Raw genomic sequence first — 20,397 nt, 5'->3', positions numbered from 1 at the left:
GACGAGGGCTTGCAGGGGGGTGTAGCGGGCCTTGACGAGGTGGCCGGGTCCGGGGGTGGGGTCGGGCGGGAGGGGGGTGGCGGGCTGGGCGGGGCCGACGACGAGGGCGTAGCCGCCGGTGCCGAGGCCGCGGGCGAGGGCGGAGACGTTGAGGAGGACGTGGTCGCCGGGGTGGGGGGTGCCGACGAGCTGGGTGTAGGCGAGGGCGCGCACGGTGGCGTGGGGGTCGTCGGGCCGTCCGGGCAGGGGGGTGTGGAGCTTGACGTCGAGCTCTTGGGCTCCGGTCCAGGCCTTCGCGTGCGACACCACGGTCGCGGTCCGCCACGTGATCACGCGGCACACCCTATCGACCGACTAGCGTGGTGCCGATGTCCGAGCCCACTGCTGCCTCCGCGCCCTCCGTCGCGTCGTCGTCGGGGGGTTCGTCGACGAACCCTGCGGCGCGTCTGCTGAACCTGGTGATCGCGTTGGTGAACACGAACGCGTCGATGACGAAGCAGCAGATCCGGTCGAGCGTGGCGGGGTACGGGGACGCCCCCTCTCCCGACGCGTTCGAACGGATGTTCGAGCGGGACAAGGACACGTTGCGCGACCTGGGCATCCCGATCGTCACGGTGGACGCGGGCGGGCACGCGGACGAGGTGGGGTACCGGATCGACCAGGACGCGTACGCGCTGCCTGCGGTGGACCTCACGCCGGCGGAGCTCGGGGTGCTGGCGCTGGCGGCGCAGTTCTGGCAGGACAAGACGCTGCGGACGGACATCTCCCGGGCGCTGACGAAGCTGCGGGCGGCCGGGGCGGGGGAGACCGCGATGGACGTCGTGGCGGGTCTGGCACCGCGGGTGCGGGCGGTGGGGGACGCGTACGCGACGCTCATGGACGCGATCTCGGCGCGGCGCGCGGTGTCGTTCACGTACCGGGCGGCGAGCACGGGCGAGGTGCGGCCGCGCCGGGTGCAGCCGTGGCGCATCGCGGCGCGGCGCGGCGGCTGGTACCTGGTGGGCCTGGACCTGGACCGGGGCGCGCCGCGGTCCTACCGGCTGAGCCGGGTGGAGGGCCGCGTGCGGGCGTCGGGGCCGCGCGACGCGTTCGAGGTGCCGGCGCACGTGGACGTGGACGCGGCGCTGGGCACGCGCGACGCGGGCGGGCTGGCGCGCCTCGCGGTGGTACCCGAGCGTGCGGGGGCGCTGCGGGCGCGCGGCACGGTCGTGGGCTCGGTGCCCGACGCGCGCGCGGGCGACGGCGCGGGCCGCGACGTGCTCGAGGTGGCGTACGACGTGCGGTACGCGATGGCGGACGAGGTCGTGGGGTACGGGGACGCGGTGCTGGTGCTGGGCCCGCCGGACCTGCGCGAGGCGGTCGTGCGGCGGCTGCGCGACGCGGCGGGACTGGCGACGGGCCCGGCCGACGGCGCCGGACAGGCGGAGGTGGAGCGTGGCTGAGCGCGCGGACGACCGGCTGGTGCGCCTGCTGGGCATCGTGGCGTACCTCGACGGGGCGGGCCCGGTGCCGGTGGGCGAGCTCGCGCGGCACTTCGGCGTCAGCGAGCGCCAGGTCCTGGACGACGTCGACGCCCTGTGGGTGTCGGGCACGCCCGGGTACTGGCCCGACGACCTCATCGACTTCGACGCGGACTCGATCGAGCGCGGCGTGGTGCGCCTCACCGAGGCCCGTGGCATGACCCGTCCGCTGCGGCTCGGCACGCGCGAGGCGGTCGCGCTCATCGCGGCGCTGCGTGCGATGCGCGAGACGGCGGCGGTGCAGGCCGACCCGGAGCGTGCGGGCGTCGTGGAGTCGGTGCTGCGCAAACTGACCGACGCGACCGGGGAGGCCGCGGCGGCGCTCGACGTGCAGCTCGCACCCGAGGGCGACCCGCGCGTGGTCGCGGCCATCACGAGCGCGCTCGTCGCGGGCCACCGGCTGCGCATCCGGTACGTCACCGCCGCGGACGAGGAGTCCGAGCGCGAGGTCGACCCCGTGTCCCTGCACACGCAGGACGAGCACGCGTACCTGCTCGCGTGGTGCCACCGCGCCCAGGGGCGGCGCACGTTCCGCGTCGACCGCATCCTGGCCGCGACCGAGCTCGACCAGGCCGTCGAGGGGCACGACGTCGACCCCGACGTGGACTTCACGCCCACCGGCGACGCGCCCCTCGCGACCATCACGTTCGCCAGCCCCGCGCGCGCCGTGGCCGAGCAGGTCCCCGTGGAGGCGGTGCGCAACCTGCCGGACGGCGCGTTCGAGGTGCGGCTGCGCGTCACCAACCCGGTGTGGCTGCGCCAGCTCCTCACCGAGCGCGCCCGCCACGTCCTGGCCGTCGAGCCGGCCGCCGTCGCGCAGGACGTGCGCGAGGCCGCGAGCGCCGCCCTGGCCGCGTACGCCCACCTGCCCGGCGACGCGCCGGGTGAGGCACCGCACGAGGGGAGCGGGCGCTCGGGCGAGCGGCCCGCTGGCTAGGGTGGGCGGCATGTGGTTCTGGGTGTGGACGGTGCTCGTGGTGGGCACCCTGGTGGGCGCGTTCTTCCTCGCGCGGCGCCTGTGGCGCTCCGTCAAGGGCCTGGGGCGTGAGCTGTCGCGCGCGTCGCAGGTCGCGGCGGACCTCGGTGCGCGGGCGGACGAGCTGGCGCGCGCCCAGCAGGAGGCGCAGCCCTCGACCGCGCCCACGCTGTTCGACGACCCGGTCGAGCTGCGCGCCCGGGTGGACGTGCTGCGCGCGGACCGCGAGGAGCGGCGCGTGCAGCGGCGCCGCCGCGACGAGCAGGTGTGGTCGCGCTGGCGGCGGTTCAACGCCTGACGGGCACCCGTCGCGACCGTGCACGGCGCGCGGGCGACGCCTCGGGGCGCAGGGACCGTGACCTATGATGGCGCGAAGAGCAACGTCGCCCCTGGCCGCCCACGAGTAGGTAGTAGGTTCCCGCCGTGAACATCCTTCGTCACCCCGCGACGATCGTCGTCCTCATCCTCCTGGTCCTGCTGCTCTTCGGGTCGAAGCGGCTCCCCGACATGGCGCGCTCCGTCGGCCAGTCGCTGAAGATCTTCAAGAAGGAGGTCAAGGACCTGCGCGAGGACGACGACACGACGACGACCACGACGCCGTCGGGCACCACCGCGACGACGAGCACCGGCACCACCACCGGCGCGACGGGCACGGGTGCGACGAGCGTGACGGGGGGCACGGCGTCGTCCACGCAGGACGACACCCCCAAGGCGTAGTCGGTGTCCCGCACTCCCCGTGACCCCGAGGGGCGCATGCCCCTGCGCGAGCATCTCGTCGAGATCCGCAAGCGCCTCTTCCTCGCCGCGATCGGCATCGTCCTGGGTGCCGTCGTCGGGTGGATCGTGTACGAGCCGGTGCTGCAGGCCCTGCAGCAGCCGCTCGTCGACGCGGCCGAGCGCCGCAACGTCCTGACGGGACTGAACTTTGAGGGCGTCGCCACGGCCATCGACATGAAGGTCAAGGTCTCCCTGTTCCTCGGCGTCCTGCTGTCGAGCCCGTGGTGGCTGTACCAGCTCTTCGCGTTCATCACGCCCGGCCTGACGTCCAAGGAGAAGCGGTACGCGTTCGGGTTCATCGGCGCCGCCGTCCCGCTGTTCCTCGCCGGCGTCGCGCTCGCGTGGGTCATGCTGCCGCGCGCGGTCGCGCTCCTCAACGAGTTCGTGCCCGACGGCAGCGCGAACCTCATCAACGCCCAGATGTACCTCGGGTTCGTCATGCGCCTCATGCTCGCGTTCGGCATCGCGTTCCTCGTGCCCGTGATCATGGTCGCGCTCAACACGATGGGCGTGGTGCGCGCCGCGACGTGGCTCGCCGGGTGGCGCTGGGCCGTGCTCATCTCGTTCCTGTTCGCCGCGATCATGACGCCCACGCCCGACGTGCTCACCATGTTCTGCGTCGCGCTGCCCATCTGCGCCCTGTACTTCCTCGCCTACGGGATCTCCGTCCTGCACGACCGGCGCGTCGACCAGCGCGACGCCGCCCGGCTCGCCCTGTGAGCACCCCGCCCCGACCGCGCCCCACCGGGCGCGGGGGCCGCGCGTGAGCACGGTCGCGCTCGTCGTCAACCCGACGGCCGGGCGCGGGCGGGGCCGCACCGCAGGCGCACGCACGGCCGAGGCGCTCACCGCGGCCGGGCACGACGTCCTCGACCTCAGCGCCCCCAGCCTGCCCCTCGCGCAGGAGTCCGCCGACGCCGCCGTCCGCGGCACCGGCGCGGCCGCGGGGGTGGACGCGCTCGTCGTCGTCGGCGGCGACGGCATGGTGCACCTCGGCGTCAACGCCACCGCGGGCACCGGCGTGCCGCTCGGCATCGTCGCCGTGGGGACCGGCAACGACTTCGCCCACGCCCTCGACCTGCCCACCGGCCGCCCCGACCGCTGCGTCGACGCGCTCCTGGGCGCGCTCGGGCCCGCCGCGAGCGCCGGGGCGCGCGTGCGCGTGGTCGACGCCGCCCGGGTCGCGGGCGAGCACGTGCCCGTCGCGCGCTGGTACGCGGGCGTGCTGTCCGCCGGGATCGACGCCGCGGTGAACGCGCACGCCAACGCGGCGACCTGGCCGCGCGGACGGTCCCGGTACGCGCGCTCCGCCCTGACCGAGATCACCCGCTACCGGCCCTACGGGTACCGCGTCACGGTGCGCGGCGTGCCCGCGGGAGACGACGTGCCGGACGTCCTCGCCGGGGCGCCCCTGCTGCCCGTGCCCGACGCCGCGCAGCACCCCGACGCGGCCGACGGCCCGGACGGGCGGGCGTTCGTGTGGGAGTCGCCGGGCGCGCTCGTCGCCGTCGCGAACAGCCCCCGCTTCGGCGGCGGTGTCCGCGTCGCGCCCGACGCCACGCCCGACGACGGCCTGCTGGACGTCGTTGTCGCGGGCCCGCTCGGGCGGTGGGGCGCCGCGCGCGTCTTCCCCGGCATGTACGCGGGGCGCCACCTCACCCACCGCGCGGTCGGGACCGTGCGCGCGACGTCGGTCACGGTCGAGCCGACCACAGCAGGCGCCGCGCCGCCGCACGCGTTCGCCGACGGGGAGCACCTCGGGCCGCTGCCGCTGCGCGTCGACGTCGTCCCCGGCGCGCTGCGCGTGCTCGACGCCGCCGTCCCTGCCCGCTGAGCAGGGGGCTCTCGACCGGCGAGGTGGGCGGCGGACCGTAGGCTGGCGGCATGACGGCCGACGAATCGCCCGCCGCCCGCTACGCCGCGTCCCGGGCCCGCCAGGCGGCGTCCCGCACGCGGCTCGCGGACTTCCGGCAGGTGCTCGACTTTCCCCTCGACGACTTCCAGGTGCGCGCGTGCGAGGCGCTCGAGGAGGGCCGCGGCGTGCTCGTCGCCGCGCCCACCGGCGCGGGGAAGACGGTCGTGGGCGAGTTCGCGGTCCACCTCGCCCTCGCGAGCGGGCGCAAGGCGTTCTACACCACCCCCATCAAGGCGCTGTCCAACCAGAAGTACGCCGACCTCGTGCGCCGCCACGGCGCCGACGCCGTGGGCCTGCTCACCGGTGACACGACGATCAACGGGGAGGCGCCCGTCGTCGTCATGACGACCGAGGTGCTGCGCAACATGCTGTACGCGGGGTCGCGCACCCTGGACGGGCTCGCGTACGTCGTCATGGACGAGGTGCACTACCTCGCCGACCGGTTCCGCGGGCCCGTGTGGGAAGAAGTGATCATCCACCTGCCCGACGACGTCCAGCTCGTGTCCCTGTCCGCGACCGTGTCCAACGCGGAGGAGTTCGGCGACTGGCTGGAGATGGTGCGCGGCGACACGACCGTCGTCGTCAGCGAGCGCCGGCCCGTGCCGCTGTGGCAGCACGTCCTCGTCGCGTCCGCGAACCCCGCGGCCGGGGTCGCGCACGCAGGCGGTGGGCGCGCGCCCGGCGCGGACCTGCTCGACCTGTACGCCGGGACGGTGGACCCCACCGACCCGGGCGTGAACCCGCCCATCAACCCCGACCTGCTCGCCGCGTTCCGCACCGCGCCCCGCACCGGCGGGCCCGGGCCGGGCGGACGGCGGGGGTCCGGCGACCGCGGGTACCGGGGCCGCGGCGGGCGTCGCCCGGGCCCGGACCGGTCCGTCGTCGGGCGGCGCACCCCTGCCCGGTTCGCCGTCGTGGACGCGCTCGACGCGGACGGGCTGCTGCCCGCGATCTACTTCATCTTCTCCCGCGCCGGGTGCGAGGGCGCCGTGCAGCAGTGCCTCACCGCGGGCCTGCGCCTGACGTCGCCCGCGGAGGAGGCCGAGATCCGGCGCGTCGCGGAGGAACGCACCGCGACCATCCCCACCGAGGACCTGGAGGTCCTCGGGTACTGGACGTGGACGGAGTCCCTCGCGCGCGGCATCGCGGCCCACCACGCGGGCCTGCTGCCCGTGTTCAAGGAGACGGTCGAGGAGCTGTTCAGCCGCGGCCTCATCAAGGTCGTGTTCGCCACCGAGACGCTCGCGCTCGGCATCAACATGCCCGCCCGGTCCGTCGCGCTGGAGAAGCTCGTCAAGTGGGACGGCACCGCGCACGTCGACGTCACCCCGGGGGAGTACACCCAGCTCACCGGGCGCGCCGGGCGGCGCGGCATCGACGTCGAGGGGCACGCCGTCGTCGTCGACCACGCGGGCCTGGACCCGGTGCACCTCGCGGGCCTGGCGTCCAAGCGCCTGTACCCGCTGCGCTCGAGCTTCCGACCCACGTACAACATGGCGGTCAACCTCGTCGCGCAGGTCGGGCGCGACCGGGCGCGCGAGGTCCTGGAGACGTCGTTCGCGCAGTTCCAGGCCGACCGGGGCGTCGTCGGCCTGGCCAAGCAGGCGCAGGCGCACGCCGAGGCCCTCGACGGGTACGCGCAGGCGATGACGTGCGACCGCGGCGACTTCGCCGAGTACGCGGCGCTGCGGCGGCGCATCACCGCGCGCGAGGGCGACCTGTCGCGCGCCGCGAGCCGGTCGCGCCGCGCCGAGGTCGTCGCCGCGTTCGAGCGCCTGCGGCCCGGGGACGTCGTCGAGGTGCCGTCCGGGCGGCGCGCGGGCTACGTCGTCGTGCTCGACCCGGGGGAGGGCGCCGGGTTCGACGGACCGCGCCCCACCGTCCTGACGCAGGACCGCCAGGTGAAGAAGCTCACCGTCGCCGACGCACCCGGCGGGATCCGCACCGTCGCCCGCGTGCGCATCCCCAAGACGTTCAACGCGCGCGTGCCCGCCCAGCGGCGCGACCTCGCCTCCACCCTGCGCAACGCGCTCGGCGCGCTCGACGAGCCGGGCACGCGCCCCGGCCGTACCACCCGCGCCCGGTCCGGCGCGTCCGACGACGCCCAGCTCGCGCGCCTGCGCGCCCAGCTGCGCGCCCACCCGTGCCACGACTGCCCCGACCGGGAGGACCACGCCCGCTGGGCAGAGCGGTGGGCGCGGCTGAAGAAGGAGCACGACCAGCTCGTGCGGCGCGTCGAGGGCCGCACCGGCTCCATCGCGCGCGTCTTCGACCGCATCTGCGACGTCCTCGTCACCCTCGGCTACCTCGCGCCCGCCGAGCCCGCGCAGGACCCGGCCGCACCGCTCGAGCACGCCCTCGACGAGGAGGAGACCGACACCCCTGGCGCCCCGACCACCGGTCGCGCCGCCCGCGAGGCCGCGCGCACCGGGCTGCAGGTCACTCCCGACGGGCAGTGGCTGCGCCGCCTCTACGCCGAGAACGACCTGCTCCTGGCCGAGTGCCTGCGCCGCGGCGTGTGGGAGGACCTCGACGCCCCCGCCCTGGCCGCCGTCGTGTCCACGTGCGTCTACGCCGGGCGCCGCGAGGACCACGGCGAGCCCGACGTCCCCGGCGGCCCCCACGGCAGGCTGGCGCGCGCGCTCGAGGCCACCACGCGCGTGTGGTCCGAGGTCGACGACCTCGAGGACGAGCACGACATCGACGCGACCGGCCCGCTCGACGAGGGCCTCGTCACCGCCGTGCACCGCTGGGCCGTCGGGCGCAGCCTCGACGCCGTGCTGCGCGGCTCCGAGATCGCGGCCGGCGACTTCGTGCGCTGGTGCAAGCAGGTCATCGACGTCCTCGACCAGGTCGCGGGCGCCGCCCCCACCCCCGAGGTCCGCCGCACCGCGCGCCAGGCGATCGACCGCCTGCGCCGCGGCGTCGTCGCCTACTCCAGCGTCTGAGCGCACCCCGCACCGGCGGCGCCCCGTCGGCCCGGGCGTGGGACCGCCTCGCGAGGCCGGCTCGCGAGGCCGGCTCGGAAGGTCGGCTCGGAAGGTCGGCTCGGAAGGTCGGCGCTGCGGCCGTACGGCGTGACGTGTACGACACGCGCCCGGACCTGCGCCGACGCCGCCACCGGGCGGTGAAGCACGGCGGGTTGTGGCGGTATCGTGAAGGACTGTGGCCTCAACCCTGTACCGCGGCGGCGTGATCCACTCCCCGGCCGACCCGTTCGCGGAAGCGCTCCTCGTCGACGACGGCGTCATCGCCTGGATCGGTGCCGACGACACGGCCGACGGGCTCGCCGCCCGCGCCGACCGCGTCATCGACCTCGACGGGGCGCTCGTCGCCCCCGGGTTCGTCGACGCCCACGTCCACCTGTTCGAGGTCGGGCTCGCCCTGGCGGGCGTCGACCTGTCCGCGAGCGCCGGCGTGACGTCGCTCGCGGCCGCGCTCGACGCCGTCGCGAAGGCCGCGGCCGGCGCGCACGAGGACGACGTCGTGCTCGCCTTCGGGTGGGACGAGCGGTCCTGGCCCGAGGGGCGGCCCCCGACGCGCGAGGAGCTCGACGCCGCGGCGGGCGGCCGCGCGGTGTACGCGGCGCGGGTCGACGTGCACTCGGCGGTGGTGTCCACGACGCTCGCGCGCCGCTGCGCGCTCGAGACGCGGCCCGGGTGGGACGAGTCGGGCTGGGTCGCGGGGGAGGCGCACCACGTCGCGCGCGACGTCGCCCGGGCGGTGTCCCCGGCGCGGCGCACGGACCTGTACCGCACGGCGCTGCAGGCCGCGGCCGAGCAGGGCGTGGTGTCGGTGCACGAGATGAGCGCCCCGCACATCGACACGCGCGCCGGGCTGCGGGAGATCCTCGCCCTCACGGCGGACGCGTCGTCGGGCCTGCCGCACGTCGTGGGGTACCGGGGCGAGCTGTGCGCCACGGCCGACGACGCCCGCGCGCTCCTCGCGGACGTGCCCGGGCTCGCTGGCATCGCGGGCGACCTCAACGTGGACGGGTCGATCGGGTCGCGCACGGCGGCGATGCGGCTGCCGTACCAGGACGGGCCGGACCGCGGCGACCGCGGGAACCTGTACCTCACGGCGGAGCAGATCGCGGACCACCTGTCCGCGGTCGCGGCGGCCGGCACGCAGGGCGGGTTCCACGTCATCGGGGACCGTGCGATGGACGAGCTCGTGCTCGGGCTCGGCCTCGCGGCCGAGGCGCACGGGCAGGGCGCGGTGCGCGCGGCGCGGCACCGGGTCGAGCACGCGCTGTTCGTCGACGCGACCGCGCTCGCCACGCTCCTGCTGTACGGGGTGAGCCTGAGCATCCAGCCCGCGTTCGACGCCGCGTGGGGCGGCCCGGACGGCATGTACGCGGCGCGCGTGGGGGCGATGCGGGCGCAGGGCCTGAGCCCCTTCGCGGACCTCGCGGGTGCGGGCGTGCCGCTCGCGTTCGGGTCGGACGCGCCGGTGACGCGGATCGACCCGTGGGCGGGCGTGCTCGCCGCGATGTCGCACGTCGACCCGGACCAGCAGATCTCGGCCCGGGCCGCGTTCCGTGCGCACACGCGCGGCGGGTGGCGCATCGCCGGGCTCGACCACACCGGCGCCGGGCAGCTGCGCGTGGGGGCGCCCGCGCACCTCGCGGTGTGGCGCGGGGAGCACCTCGTGGTGCAGGGCGCGCTGGGCCGCACGACGTCGTCGTGGAGCACGGACGCGCGCGCGGGGCAGCCGCTGCTGCCCGAGCTCGGGCCGGACGTGCCGCGACCGCGGTGCCTGCAGACCGTGCGGGCCGGAGTGCCCCTGTTCGACACCTTCGTCTGATCGCTCCCGCTTGACAGGGCGGTGAGCCGGAGTAGTTTCGACAGGGTGTTCCGGCCCCCGTGGCCGCAGGGGGATCAGCCACCGACGACGACCCCTCGGCGTGCCGCGCCGGGTACCTGGCCGGGCTCGCGCGCTCAGTAGAAAACGTGCTCCGCCGGTGGCGGCGTCGTACGGGCCGAAGGGCGCGCGAGCCCGCACACACTCCTTTCCCGCCCCCGCCGACCCTCCGCGGACGGTGGCGGCCCGCCAGGTCTTCGTGCAGGTCCGTGGCGTAGGGTGCACCCGTGCACGCCCCCGAGCCCCCGGCCGCTCCCGCCGGGCGATCCCGCCCCGCAGGCACGGCCGCCCGTGCGCCCGAGACGGGCACGCCCCACGACCGGCAGCCCGACGCCGTGCCGGACGCTGGGCCAAACGCACGGCCCGACGGCCGACCCGAGCGCGAGGTCCCCGCGGGTCCGTCGACCGCCGTCCCGTCGCGGCCCCTGACGCTCCTGCTCGCCCTGGCGGGCGGCCTGCTCACCGACACCGCGTTCCCCGACCGCGGGTGGTGGCCGCTCGCGTTCGTCGGCGTGGCCGCCCTGTTCTGGGCGCTGCGCCGCGACGGCGCGCGCTGGGGCTTCCTCGTGGGCCTGGTGTGGGGCCTGGCGTTCTTCCTGCCGCACCTGTGGTGGGCGAACTACGCGACCGAGACCGTGCCGTGGCTCGCGCTGTCCGTGATGGAGGCGTGCTTCGTCGGGCTGCTCGGTGCCGCGTGGGTCTGGGCGCGCCGCTGGTCATGGCTCACGGGGCACCCCGGGCAGCAGGCCGTCGCGTTCGCGGTGCTGTTCGTCGGGGCCGAGCAGGCGCGCACCGAGGTGCCGTTCGGCGGGTTCCCCTGGGGCCGGCTCGCGTTCTCCCAGGCGGACTCCCCGCTGGGTCGCGCGGCGTGGCTCGGGGGAGAGGTCCTCGTGTCGCTGCTCGTCGCGCTCGTCGGGGCGCTGCTCGCGGTCGCGGTGCTCGCCGTGCTGCGCCGCCGTGACGTCGTGGCCGGCGCCGTCGTCCCCGTGGCCGTCGCGGCCGCGCTCGTGGTCGCACCGCTGCTCGTGCCGCTCGACACGCGCGCCGAGGCGGGCACGCTCGCCGTCGGGGCCGTGCAGGGCAACGTGGGCGAGCCCGGCCTCGGGTCGTTCGCGAACCGGGCCGAGGTGCTGAACAACCACCTGCAGGGCACGCTCGCGCTCCTCGACGACGTCGAGCCGGGCGACCTCGACGTCGTGCTGTGGCCCGAGAACGGGTCCGACCTCGACCCGCAGACCACGCCCGAGGTGGCGCGCGCCGTCGACGACGTCGCGCAGGAGGTCGGCGCGCCGATCCTCGTCGGCGCGCAGGAGTACCCCGAGACCGGCGGCCGGTACAACGTGTCGCTCCTGTGGGAGCCGGGCACCGGCGTCGTCGACCGCTACGCCAAGCAGCACCCGGCACCGTTCGGCGAGTACATCCCGCTGCGCTCCCTGCTGCGCGTGTTCTCCGACCAGGTCGACCGCGTGAGCATCGACATGATCGCGGGCATCGAGACCGGCGTCGTCGACCTCGACGCGCCCCGCCTGGGGCGCACGGTGCCGCTCGGCGTCGTCATCTGCTTCGAGGTCGCCTACGACGGCCTCGTGAACGACGCGGTCGACGCGGGCGCCGAGCTGCTCGTCGTGCCGACCAACAACGCCTCGTTCGGGTACACCGCCGAGTCGACGCAGCAGCTCGCGATGTCGCGGCTGCGCGCCGTGTCGACGGGCCGCGCGACCGTGCAGGTCTCGACCGTCGGCGTGAGCGGCGTCATCGCCCCCGACGGCACGCTCCTGCAGAGCACGGGCCTGTTCACCGCCGACCAGATGGTCGCCGACCTGCCGCTGCGCACCAGCCTCACGCCCGCCGTGCGGGCCGGGGACTGGCCGGGCCGCGCCGTCGAGCTCCTCGCCCTCGGCCTCCTCGCCGCGGGCGTCGTCACCGCCGTCCGCGAGCGCCGCACCCGGACCGCCGCGGCGCCGGCCGGGGACGAGGCGCCGTGAGCCCGCGCGCGGGGGAGGGCGGCGTCCCGGGCGGGCGCGTGCTCGTCGTCGTGCCGACGTACGACGAGGCGCTGACCCTGCCGGGCACGCTCGCGCGCCTGCGCGCCGCGGTGCCGGACGCGGACGTGCTCGTCGTGGACGACGCGAGCCCGGACGGGACGGGCGACCTCGCCGACGCCGCGGCCGCCGTCGACCCGGGCGTGCACGTGCTGCACCGGGCCGGGAAGGAGGGCCTGGGCGCCGCGTACGTCGCGGGGTTCGGGTGGGGCCTGGACGCCGGGTACGACGTGCTCGTGGAGATGGACGCCGACGGCTCCCACCAGCCGGAGCAGCTGCCGTCCCTGCTCGCCGCCCTCGGCCCGGCCACGGCGGACGGCGCGCACGACGGCGCGGACCTCGTCATCGGGTCGCGGTGGGTCCCGGGCGGGCGCGTGGAGAACTGGCCGCGGCACCGCGAGGTGCTCTCGCGCGCGGGCAACGCGTACGTGCGCCTCGCGCTGGGGCTGCACCTGGGCGACGCGACGGCGGGCTACCGCGCCTACCGCGCGTCCGCGCTGCGCGCCGTCGACCTCGCGAGCGTGGAGTCGCACGGGTACTGCTTCCAGGTCGACATGGCGTGGCGGGTCTTGCGGACGGGGGGTCGCGCGACGGAGGTGCCGATCACGTTCGTCGAGCGCACGGCGGGGCGGTCGAAGATGAGCCGCGCGATCGTCACCGAGGCGCTGTGGAAGGTCACGGTCTGGGGTGCCCGACGGCGCGCGGCCCAGCTCGCGAGCCTCGCGCGGTCGGTCGCGGGGCGGCGCGGCACGCGCTGAGGCGTCGCCGCGGTGCTGGGCGCGACGTGGAGAGGCCCGGACCCCTCGCGGGGGTCCGGGCCTCTCGTGACGGGTGCGGCGAGGCGTCAGGCGCTGCGGCGCAGCTTGCCGGCGCGCAGCAGGCCGAGGCGCTCGTCGAGGAGCTCCTCGAGCTCGGAGATGGTGCGGCGCTCGAGCAGCATGTCCCAGTGGGTGCGGGCGGGCTTGCCGGCCTTGGGCTCGGGGCGCTCCGCGTCGCGCAGCAGCGCCTCGGCGCCGCAGCGGCACTCCCACACCGGGGGGACCTCGGCGTCGGTCGAGAACGGCAGGATGATGGTGTGCCCGTTGGGGCAGTCGTAGTGCGCCTGGAAGCGGGGGGCGAAGTCGACGCCCTCGTCCGACTCCATGCTCTTCGCACCGATGCTCATCCCGCGCAGCGAACGGTCGGCCATGGTGTCCTCCTGAGGGGTCTTCGGGGGTGGGTGGGCGCGCCCGGTGGGGGTGCGGGCAGCGGCCCGGTCTACGAGAGGCAACGCCTCACGTGCGGTCGGTGTTCCGACGCGCCGTGAAGGTCCGGTGAACGTCGCGGGGCCTCACGACCTGGTGGCCCCCGCGGTGCGTCGTGCCGGCCCGCCTCGGCGCGCCGTCCCAGGCTCCCGGGTTTCGATGCCCCGCGCAACTCCGCGGCCCCCGCCCGGCCCCGGACGTGTGCACGCTCACACCCCCGGGCCGGGAGTGTGGGAACAAACCCGGGGGGAGCCGGGTTGAGCGGCATGTACATGCAAACGCATCGACCTAGGACTCACGGGAGCACACCATGCAGTTCGGCATCTTCACCGTCGGCGACGTCACGACGGACCCCACGACGGGCCGGACCCCCGACGACACCGAGCGCGTGCGGTCCATGCTGACGATCGCGAAGCACGCGGACGAGGCGGGGCTGGACGTCTTCGCCACGGGGGAGCACCACAACCCGCCGTTCGTCCCGTCCTCGCCGACGACCATGCTCGGCTACCTGACGGGCATGACGAAGAACATCGTCCTGTCGACCTCGACCACGCTCATCACGACGAACGACCCGGTGCGCCTCGCGGAGGAGTACGCGATGCTCCAGGTCATCTCCGACGGCCGCATGGACCTCATGATGGGCCGCGGCAACACCGGCCCGGTGTACCCGTGGTTCGGGCAGGACATCCGGCAGGGCATCCCGCTCGCGATCGAGAACTACGCGCTGCTGCGCCGGCTGTGGACCGAGGACGTCGTGGACTGGGAGGGCAAGTTCCGCACCCCGCTCCAGGGCTTCACCTCGACGCCGCGGCCGCTGGACGGCGTCCCGCCGTTCGTGTGGCACGGGTCGATCCGCAGCCCCGAGATCGCCGAGCAGGCCGCCTACTACGGTGACGGGTTCTTCCACAACAACATCTTCTGGCCCATGAGCCACACGAAGCAGATGGTGCAGTTCTACCGTCAGCGCTGGGAGCACCACGGCCACGGCCCCGCGGACACCGCGATCGTCGGGCTCGGCGGCCAGGTGTTCATGCGCAAGGACTCCCAGAAGGCGTGGGACGAGTTCCGCCCCTACTTCGACAACGCGCCCGTCTACGGGCACGGGCCCTCCATGGAGGACTTCACGCGCGAGACGCCGCTCACCGTCGGCTCGCCGCAGCAGGTCATCGACCGGTACGCCGCGATGCGCGACCACGTGGGCGACTACCAGCGTCAGCTGTTCCTCGTCGACCACGCGGGCCTGCCGCTCAAGACCGTGCTCGAGCAGATCGACCTCCTCGCGGGCGAGGTCGTGCCCGTGCTGCGCAAGGAGATGGAGGCCGTGCGCCCCGCGCACGTGCCGGCGAACCCGCCGAGCCACGCCGAGCGCGTCGCGGCCGCCCGCGCCGCCGGGACCGAGGGCGCCGCGCACGTCGGCGGCACCGAGGACCTCTGGACCGGGCGCACCGCCGAGGACGACACCCGCACCGCCACCGCCGGTGCCGCGTTCGGCCTATGACACCGGCGACACCCGCGCCGTGACCACCCGCCCGACGGCGTACGGTCGAGGAGTGCCCCGCACCCGCGACCGGCCGCCGTCGGGCACGGCAGCACCCGGCCCACGACGGGCCGCACCCCGCACCGCACGTCAGCACCTCAGGAGCACCGCATGACCGCCAGCACCCCCGCCCCGGACCGCCGCCTCGTCGTGGTGTCCGCCGGGCTGTCCAAGCCGTCCTCCACGCGCCTGCTCGCCGACCGGCTCGGCGAGGCCACGGTGCGCGAGCTGCAGGGCCTCGGCGTGAGCGCCGAGATCGAGACCGTCGAGCTGCGCGACCACGCGCACGCCGTCGTCGACGCCATGCTCACCGGCTTCCCGACCGGCGACCTCGCGGGCGTGCTCGAGCGCCTCACCGCCGCCGACGGGATCGTCGTGACCACCCCGCTGTTCACCACCACCTACTCCGGGCTGCTCAAGTCGTTCGTCGACGTCCTCGACAAGGACTCGCTCACCGGCACGCCCGTCCTGCTCGGCGCGACCGGCGGCACCGCCCGCCACTCGCTCGCGCTCGAGTACTCGCTGCGCCCCCTGTTCACCTACCTGCGGGCCGACGTCGCCACGACGTCCGTGTTCGCCGCGACCGACGACTGGGCGGCCGCCGAGGGCGACTCCGGGGGCGGCCTGCCCGCCCGCATCGCCCGCGCGGGCCGCGAGCTCGCGGAGAAGGTCGCGCTGCGCAAGAACACCGGCCCCGCCGACCCGTTCGCCGGGACGCCCGACTTCACGGCCCTGCTCGGCGGCCTGTGACCTCCTGACCGCGCGCCCCGGCCACCGGTGCTCCGGCCGGGGCGCGCACCCCCGCCCGACCTGCGACGACACCCCGCCTGCACCGCGACCCGCCTTGCCCCCGGCAGGCCCGTCGCGGCAGGATCGGGGGACCGACGACGACGGGGGAGCACCATGCGCCGCAGCACCACCGAGGGCCAGGCCGCGCGACCCGGCGACCCGGAACCGGCCACGCGCCCCGCCGCCCCGCAGACCCTCGCCGTCCCCGTCGTCGAAGCCCTCGCCGACCACGCGCCCCGCCCCGACCAGGACGTCGCGGCCCCACCCCGGCGCCGGCCCGTCGGCATCGTCCGGGCACCGCAGCCCACCCCCAACGCCGCCCGGTTCACCGCCACACCCCGGTACCCCGCCATGTTCCACGTCGCCGGGGGCCGCCTCGTGTGGGACGGCACGCGCCTGCGCCTCGTGCGCGGCGACGGCACCGTCGTGCAGCCCGCCGGGCGGCCCGTCGTCACCGTCACCGGCGACGGCCCCACCGTCGCCGTCACCTGGCGCGACGACCAGCACCCCACCACCCGCGCCACGCGCGCCGTCCTGCTCGAAGGCTCCTCCGCACGGTTCGCGCGCTTCGCCCGCTCGCTCGCCGCCACCCGCCCCGGCGCCATCGAGCTCGACGACCGCACTGTGCCCTCCACCCGGCTCCCGCACCTGCGCCCCGACCATGCCGGGACCGACCGCCGACCGGGAGTGTTCACGCGTGCCCTGTGGCGCGTCGTCGGGCGCGCCACCACCGACCCGGCCCCCACCGGCAGGGGAGCGGACCTCGTCACCCGGCTCGAACGCCTCGCCGCCCTCCACCGCGCCGGAGACCTCACCGACACCGAGTACGGCCGCGCGAAGCAGGCCCTGCTCGGCTGACGGGCCCGACCCGACGGGGGACTACGTCAGTCCCCGGCCGTGCCCCACCCGGTCACGTCGACCTCGATCATCACGGACCGGCCGTCGCGGAAGTCCCCGTACCGCGCCCACGTCGGCGTGACCCGCAGCAGCACGATGCCGTCGTCCAGCAACGACCCCGCGAACTGCGGGAACGCCGCCGCGTACGCCGCGGCGCAGCGCCGCCGGTCCGCACCGGCCGGGACGTCCGCGACGCCCTCGCACTGCACGGTCGTCCCGTCCGTCCCGCCGACCGTCACGGCGACGCGCGGGTCCCGGGCCACGTTCGCCACCTTGCGCGACGACGCGCGCGCGTCGAACACCAGCTCACCCGCGTCCGTCGCCGCCACCGCGAGGAACGCCGCCTGCGGGCCACCGTCATGACCGATGGACGCCACGACCCCCCACCCCTGAGAACGGACGAAGCCGACGAACGCCGCACGATCCATGCCGCCACCGTAGCCTCCGCCGTGATATCCATCCACGATGGACCTGTCCCGCCACCCGGCCCGACCCACCCTCCTCGTCGGCGCCGCGCTCGTCGCCCTCACCGCCTGCTCCGGGCCCGTGACACCGCAGGATCTCGTCACCCGCCTCGCCAACGCACCCACCCCCGACGACGCCCTCGTCGACACGATGACGCCCGACGAGATGGACCCCACCTCCGCGCGACGCCTCAGCGAGCTCGACGGGGCCACCTTCTACGCCGGGTCGGGCACCCGCGACGGGCAGGACGTCGTCTGCCTCGTCACCGTCATCGAAGGCGACACCCCGGACGACGACGCCGGAGCCTCCACCTGCGGCCTCGTCACCGACCTCGACGACGGCCACCTCCGCGTGGAGTACGGCGACGCCCAGACTCTCGTCACCGCCACCCTCGTCCCCGACGGGCTCCCCACCGACCCCGACCTCACCCGGCTCACCCCCAACCTCGCTGCCCAGGTGTCACGCACCACCTGATCCCCACGCACCGCGACCGGGCCACCCGTGCTCACCCCGCCAGCAACGCCTCGACCACAGCCAGGTCCCGCACCGCGAACCGGTGGTGCTCCCACTCCTCCTCGAGGATCACGTGCAGGCACGACAACGTCGTCTCCGGATACTCCGGCGACCACGGGTTGCGACGCACCACCCCCAACGACTCCGGCGTCACCCCCGCCAGGAAGTCCCGCACCATCGCCACCCGCCCGGCCCGCGCCTCCAGCACCTCCCCGAACGACGGCGTCCCCACAGCGAACAGCGACAGGTCCAACCCGTCCTCAGCCGCCTGCGGACCCGGCTGCCCCAGAGGATGGAACGGCCGCTCCACCCCCAGCACCGCACGCCCCAGCCACGCGTCCGTCGCCAGCACCAGGTGCCGCACCGTCTGCGCGAACGACCACTCACCGTCCACCGACACGTCCACGGCGCTCGCGGGCAACGCCGCCACCCGCTCCAGCGTCGCCGCCCACGTGGACTCCAGCGCCGCCCACGCCACCCGCAGACCGTCCGGGTCCGCCGCCCGCCGCAGCTCCCTGCCAGGGAACCGCCGGTCCAGCTCCGCCTCCACGAACCCCCGCACGTCCACACCGTTCACCAGCACCGGAGCATCGCCGTCCGACAACCACGGCGCGTCGACGTCCAGACCCTCCACCTGCGCACCCCGCACCACGACCCCCGACAGGTCCGGCTCCACGAACCGCGCACCCCGCAGGTCCACACCCTCGAACGTCGCACCCCGCAGATCGTCGGAGCGGGTGAACCGGACCATGAGCGCCTCCTCGAGAACGGCCCGCCCGACAGGACACGCCAGACCCGGGGGAGAGGACCCATCGCGCCGACGACACGGCACGAGGGTCCCGGCCCGGGGGAGAGGCCTCAGCACCTCCCGGGCGGACGACGAACGGGGACGTTCGCACCGTACGCCGCCCGACCCTCGCCCCACCAGAGCACCCCCGGCCGCCAGCCCCAGGACCCGGCCCACGCGCCCCCAGGGCTGGTGCCCCGACACCGGACCGGGGGAGCATCGCACCATGCCGATCCTGCCCACCGACCGAGACCCCCGCCTCGTCACGATCGGACGCGGAGGCACCCTCACCGACGAGCACCACCACCAGATCGCCCGGTGGGCCGTCGACTGCGCCGAGCACGTCCTGCCGATCTTCGAACGCGCACGACCCGACGACACCCGACCCCGGGACGCCCTCGACGTCGCCCGCGCCTGGGTACGCGGAGACGTCCCCATGAAGACCGCCCACACCACCGCCTTCGTCGCCAACGCCGCCGGCCGCGACCAAGCCGCACCCGTCAAGTACGCGGCGCTCGCGGCCGGTCAGGCCGTCGCCGTGGCGCACGTCGCCGCCCACGGGCTGGGCGCGGCGGCGTACGCGATCCGCGCGGCTGCCGCGGACGCCGCAGCACGCGGGGAGGACGCCGAGGCGGCGCGCCTCGCGGAACGGGACCGGCAGCGCGGGCGTATCCCGGCCGAGCTGCGCGAGCTCGTGCTCGACGACCAGAGGCGTCGCAGCGCGATCTGCTGGCACGTGTTCGACGACTGACCCCGAGCCCGGCTCGGACGGGTTCGACCGTGGTGTCACGAGCGCGGTCGGACCTGGTGGCTCAGTGCAGGAGGTCCTCGTACGCGACGAGAGGGATCCGGCCGTCCGCCGCGGCGGCGACCTGCTCGTCACCGGCCACGAGGACGTCGGCCTGGAGCGTCGCGACCGCGACGTACTCGGTGGCCGACGTGTCGTCGGCGTCGAGCTCGCGCGCGATGCGGAACGCCGTCGCGCGCGAGACCCGGTCACCGAGCAGACGGATCCGCAGCGACGCGACACCTTCGAGACGCTCGCGCGCCGTCTTGTCGTCGAGGGCGCCGCGGCGCACGTCCTGGTACAGCATCGACAGCGCGTGGCTGCGCAGGACGGACGGCCCGACGAGCGGGCGGCGCGCACCGAGGGTCACGTCGTCGAGCACGAGACGCAGCGCGGTGACCGCGTCGATCGCGCAGCGGGTGGACGGTTCCAGGCCGGCGGATCCCATAGGGCCAGTACACACCCGCGGACCCGCAGGGTGCCGTCGAAGGCCGCGGTGCTCGGCGGCTCTCGGCCGCACCTCTGCTCGACGAGGGCGCCGGGGGAGTAGTTGGTACCTCGCATCTCACGTGCCTGTCGCGTCCGTGGAACAGCGTTCGGCGATCTGCGCGTCCAGGTCAGCAGCATGCCAAGACCAGGGAAAGTCGTTCGTGAGGTCCTGGAACCGCCCGGTGGCGCGAACACCACGCGGATGTCCTGGCGCGCGTGAGGCAACGGGTCTTCATTCGTGCGTCGCAGCCGCGCGCAGGGCATCGTCGACGACCGTCCACCCGTCGGGGGGTGTGGTCCTGCGGTCGGCATCGTTGCGGTAGTACGCGTCTGAGTTCTCGAGCCATCGCGCGAGCGCCTCGAGGTACTCGTGGAGGGAACGGTTGCTCCAAGGGTCGTCGGCAGCTGCGGCGGTCGCCAAGGCTCGGGCCGTCCCGATGACCGTCCGCCTGCCGGAGCCGTTCGCCTCGGAGGGGCAGCCGGCCAGACCACAGCTCTCGTCGACGTCGAAGTCCTGGTGCTCGAACTCGTAGTGGAAGCAGACGTAGTGCATGCGCTCGAAGGTCTCGTACTCGGCCGCGCCCACGCGCACGCTTCGATGGCACCGGCGGCACACGAGCTCCATGCGGCGATGATGTCAGAGCGAGCCGTCGAACAGGCTCCGGACCCGTGCTGGCAGGAGCTTGGCGACCCATGACAACACTCATCATCAACCGCCGATAATGTACATTATGTCATTACGACGAAGCGAAGCGCCCTCCAGCGCATCACGAGGCGCCCTGGTGGACTCCCCTTC

The 20,397-nt window shown here is 75.3% G+C and carries 21 protein-coding genes; 15 read left to right on the top strand and 6 right to left on the bottom strand.

All coding sequences use genetic code 11. The annotated features are described in order from the left end of the window. On the bottom strand, window positions 1-333 hold a 333-nt coding region (locus GWJ10_RS13220), incomplete at its 3' end, for a DUF3866 family protein (RefSeq protein ID WP_163187925.1). Between the two features lie 125 nt (window positions 334-458). On the opposite strand from GWJ10_RS13220, the gene GWJ10_RS13215 reads away from it, so the two are divergent. From GWJ10_RS13215 to GWJ10_RS13170, 10 genes are all read left to right on the top strand, one after another. Beyond that, complete coding sequence (locus GWJ10_RS13215; RefSeq protein ID WP_241005801.1) at window positions 459-1,442, top strand: WYL domain-containing protein; 984 nt, start codon at window positions 459-461, stop codon at window positions 1,440-1,442. Next, window positions 1,435-2,457, top strand: a complete 1,023-nt coding sequence (locus GWJ10_RS13210; protein WP_076404864.1) for a WYL domain-containing protein — start codon at window positions 1,435-1,437, stop codon at window positions 2,455-2,457. Before GWJ10_RS13215 ends, GWJ10_RS13210 begins: the two co-directional genes overlap by 8 nt. Window positions 2,458-2,467: 10 nt before the next feature. Continuing rightward, window positions 2,468-2,794, top strand: coding sequence for a hypothetical protein (locus GWJ10_RS13205; protein ID WP_034651635.1), 327 nt, complete (start codon window positions 2,468-2,470; stop codon window positions 2,792-2,794). Between the two features lie 125 nt (window positions 2,795-2,919). Then, complete coding sequence (gene tatA, locus GWJ10_RS13200; protein WP_043660072.1) at window positions 2,920-3,213, top strand: Sec-independent protein translocase subunit TatA; 294 nt, start codon at window positions 2,920-2,922, stop codon at window positions 3,211-3,213. A gap of 36 nt (window positions 3,214-3,249) precedes the next feature. Further along, window positions 3,250-3,993, top strand: a complete 744-nt coding sequence (tatC, locus tag GWJ10_RS13195; RefSeq protein WP_043660075.1) for a twin-arginine translocase subunit TatC — start codon at window positions 3,250-3,252, stop codon at window positions 3,991-3,993. A gap of 43 nt (window positions 3,994-4,036) precedes the next feature. After that, entirely contained in the window at window positions 4,037-5,107 is a 1,071-nt protein-coding gene (locus GWJ10_RS13190; protein WP_163187921.1) for a diacylglycerol kinase family protein, read from the top strand. Between the two features lie 50 nt (window positions 5,108-5,157). Then, window positions 5,158-8,136: a DEAD/DEAH box helicase gene (locus GWJ10_RS13185; RefSeq protein ID WP_163187919.1), complete on the top strand. Its 2,979-nt coding sequence runs from the start codon at window positions 5,158-5,160 to the stop codon at window positions 8,134-8,136. A 217-nt stretch (window positions 8,137-8,353) separates the two neighbouring features. Beyond that, window positions 8,354-9,994: an amidohydrolase family protein gene (locus tag GWJ10_RS13180; protein ID WP_061267313.1), complete on the top strand. Its 1,641-nt coding sequence runs from the start codon at window positions 8,354-8,356 to the stop codon at window positions 9,992-9,994. Window positions 9,995-10,278: 284 nt separating this feature from the next. Continuing rightward, on the top strand, window positions 10,279-12,036 hold the full coding sequence (gene lnt / locus GWJ10_RS13175; protein ID WP_346773834.1) for an apolipoprotein N-acyltransferase: 1,758 nt from the start codon (window positions 10,279-10,281) through the stop codon (window positions 12,034-12,036). Continuing rightward, on the top strand, window positions 12,033-12,851 hold the full coding sequence (locus tag GWJ10_RS13170) for a polyprenol monophosphomannose synthase (RefSeq protein WP_163187917.1): 819 nt from the start codon (window positions 12,033-12,035) through the stop codon (window positions 12,849-12,851). Before lnt ends, GWJ10_RS13170 begins: the two co-directional genes overlap by 4 nt. Before the next feature lie 86 nt (window positions 12,852-12,937). Here the strand turns inward: GWJ10_RS13170 and GWJ10_RS13165 are convergent, their stop codons facing one another. Then, the gene (locus GWJ10_RS13165) at window positions 12,938-13,282 is read right to left on the bottom strand and encodes an RNA polymerase-binding protein RbpA (protein ID WP_021483180.1); all 345 of its coding nucleotides are present in this window, start codon (window positions 13,280-13,282) and stop codon (window positions 12,938-12,940) included. 365 nt (window positions 13,283-13,647) lie between these two features. Between GWJ10_RS13165 and GWJ10_RS13160 the strand changes: the two genes are divergently transcribed. The 3 genes from GWJ10_RS13160 (at window position 13,648) to GWJ10_RS13150 (ending at window position 16,521) form a co-directional block, all read left to right on the top strand. Then, a complete protein-coding gene (locus GWJ10_RS13160; protein ID WP_163187915.1) occupies window positions 13,648-14,835 on the top strand; it encodes an LLM class flavin-dependent oxidoreductase in 1,188 nt (395 codons plus the stop codon). A gap of 150 nt (window positions 14,836-14,985) precedes the next feature. Next, window positions 14,986-15,624: an FMN reductase gene (locus tag GWJ10_RS13155; RefSeq protein WP_043651674.1), complete on the top strand. Its 639-nt coding sequence runs from the start codon at window positions 14,986-14,988 to the stop codon at window positions 15,622-15,624. 153 nt (window positions 15,625-15,777) lie between these two features. Next, entirely contained in the window at window positions 15,778-16,521 is a 744-nt protein-coding gene (locus GWJ10_RS13150; protein ID WP_163187913.1) for an SHOCT domain-containing protein, read from the top strand. 26 nt (window positions 16,522-16,547) lie between these two features. On the opposite strand, the gene GWJ10_RS13145 is transcribed toward GWJ10_RS13150, so the two are convergent. Further along, a complete protein-coding gene (locus GWJ10_RS13145) occupies window positions 16,548-16,988 on the bottom strand; it encodes a pyridoxamine 5'-phosphate oxidase family protein (protein WP_163187911.1) in 441 nt (146 codons plus the stop codon). 37 nt (window positions 16,989-17,025) lie between these two features. On the opposite strand from GWJ10_RS13145, the gene GWJ10_RS13140 reads away from it, so the two are divergent. After that, entirely contained in the window at window positions 17,026-17,499 is a 474-nt protein-coding gene (locus GWJ10_RS13140; RefSeq protein WP_163187909.1) for a hypothetical protein, read from the top strand. 31 nt (window positions 17,500-17,530) lie between these two features. On the opposite strand, the gene GWJ10_RS13135 is transcribed toward GWJ10_RS13140, so the two are convergent. Next, a complete protein-coding gene (locus tag GWJ10_RS13135; protein WP_163187907.1) occupies window positions 17,531-18,289 on the bottom strand; it encodes a DinB family protein in 759 nt (252 codons plus the stop codon). A 262-nt stretch (window positions 18,290-18,551) separates the two neighbouring features. Here GWJ10_RS13135 and GWJ10_RS13130 point away from each other — a divergent pair, with 262 nt between their 5' ends. After that, on the top strand, window positions 18,552-19,076 hold the full coding sequence (locus GWJ10_RS13130) for a putative immunity protein (RefSeq protein ID WP_163187905.1): 525 nt from the start codon (window positions 18,552-18,554) through the stop codon (window positions 19,074-19,076). 61 nt (window positions 19,077-19,137) lie between these two features. Here the strand turns inward: GWJ10_RS13130 and GWJ10_RS13125 are convergent, their stop codons facing one another. Together GWJ10_RS13125 and GWJ10_RS13120 are read right to left on the bottom strand one after the other, a co-directional pair. Further along, window positions 19,138-19,560 carry a hypothetical protein gene (locus GWJ10_RS13125; protein ID WP_163187903.1) on the bottom strand — a complete coding sequence of 141 codons (423 nt, stop codon included), beginning with the start codon at window positions 19,558-19,560 and terminating at the stop codon, window positions 19,138-19,140. 273 nt (window positions 19,561-19,833) lie between these two features. Further along, window positions 19,834-20,226 carry a hypothetical protein gene (locus tag GWJ10_RS13120; protein ID WP_163187901.1) on the bottom strand — a complete coding sequence of 131 codons (393 nt, stop codon included), beginning with the start codon at window positions 20,224-20,226 and terminating at the stop codon, window positions 19,834-19,836. Window positions 20,227-20,397: the final 171 nt, after the last annotated feature.

The sequence above is a fragment of the Cellulosimicrobium sp. SL-1 genome (assembly GCF_011033075.1).
In the GTDB taxonomy this organism is placed as follows: Bacteria; Actinomycetota; Actinomycetes; order Actinomycetales; family Cellulomonadaceae; genus Cellulosimicrobium; species Cellulosimicrobium funkei.
Note: the sequence above shows the minus strand (reverse complement) of the source record. Positions and strands in the feature narration are given on the sequence as shown.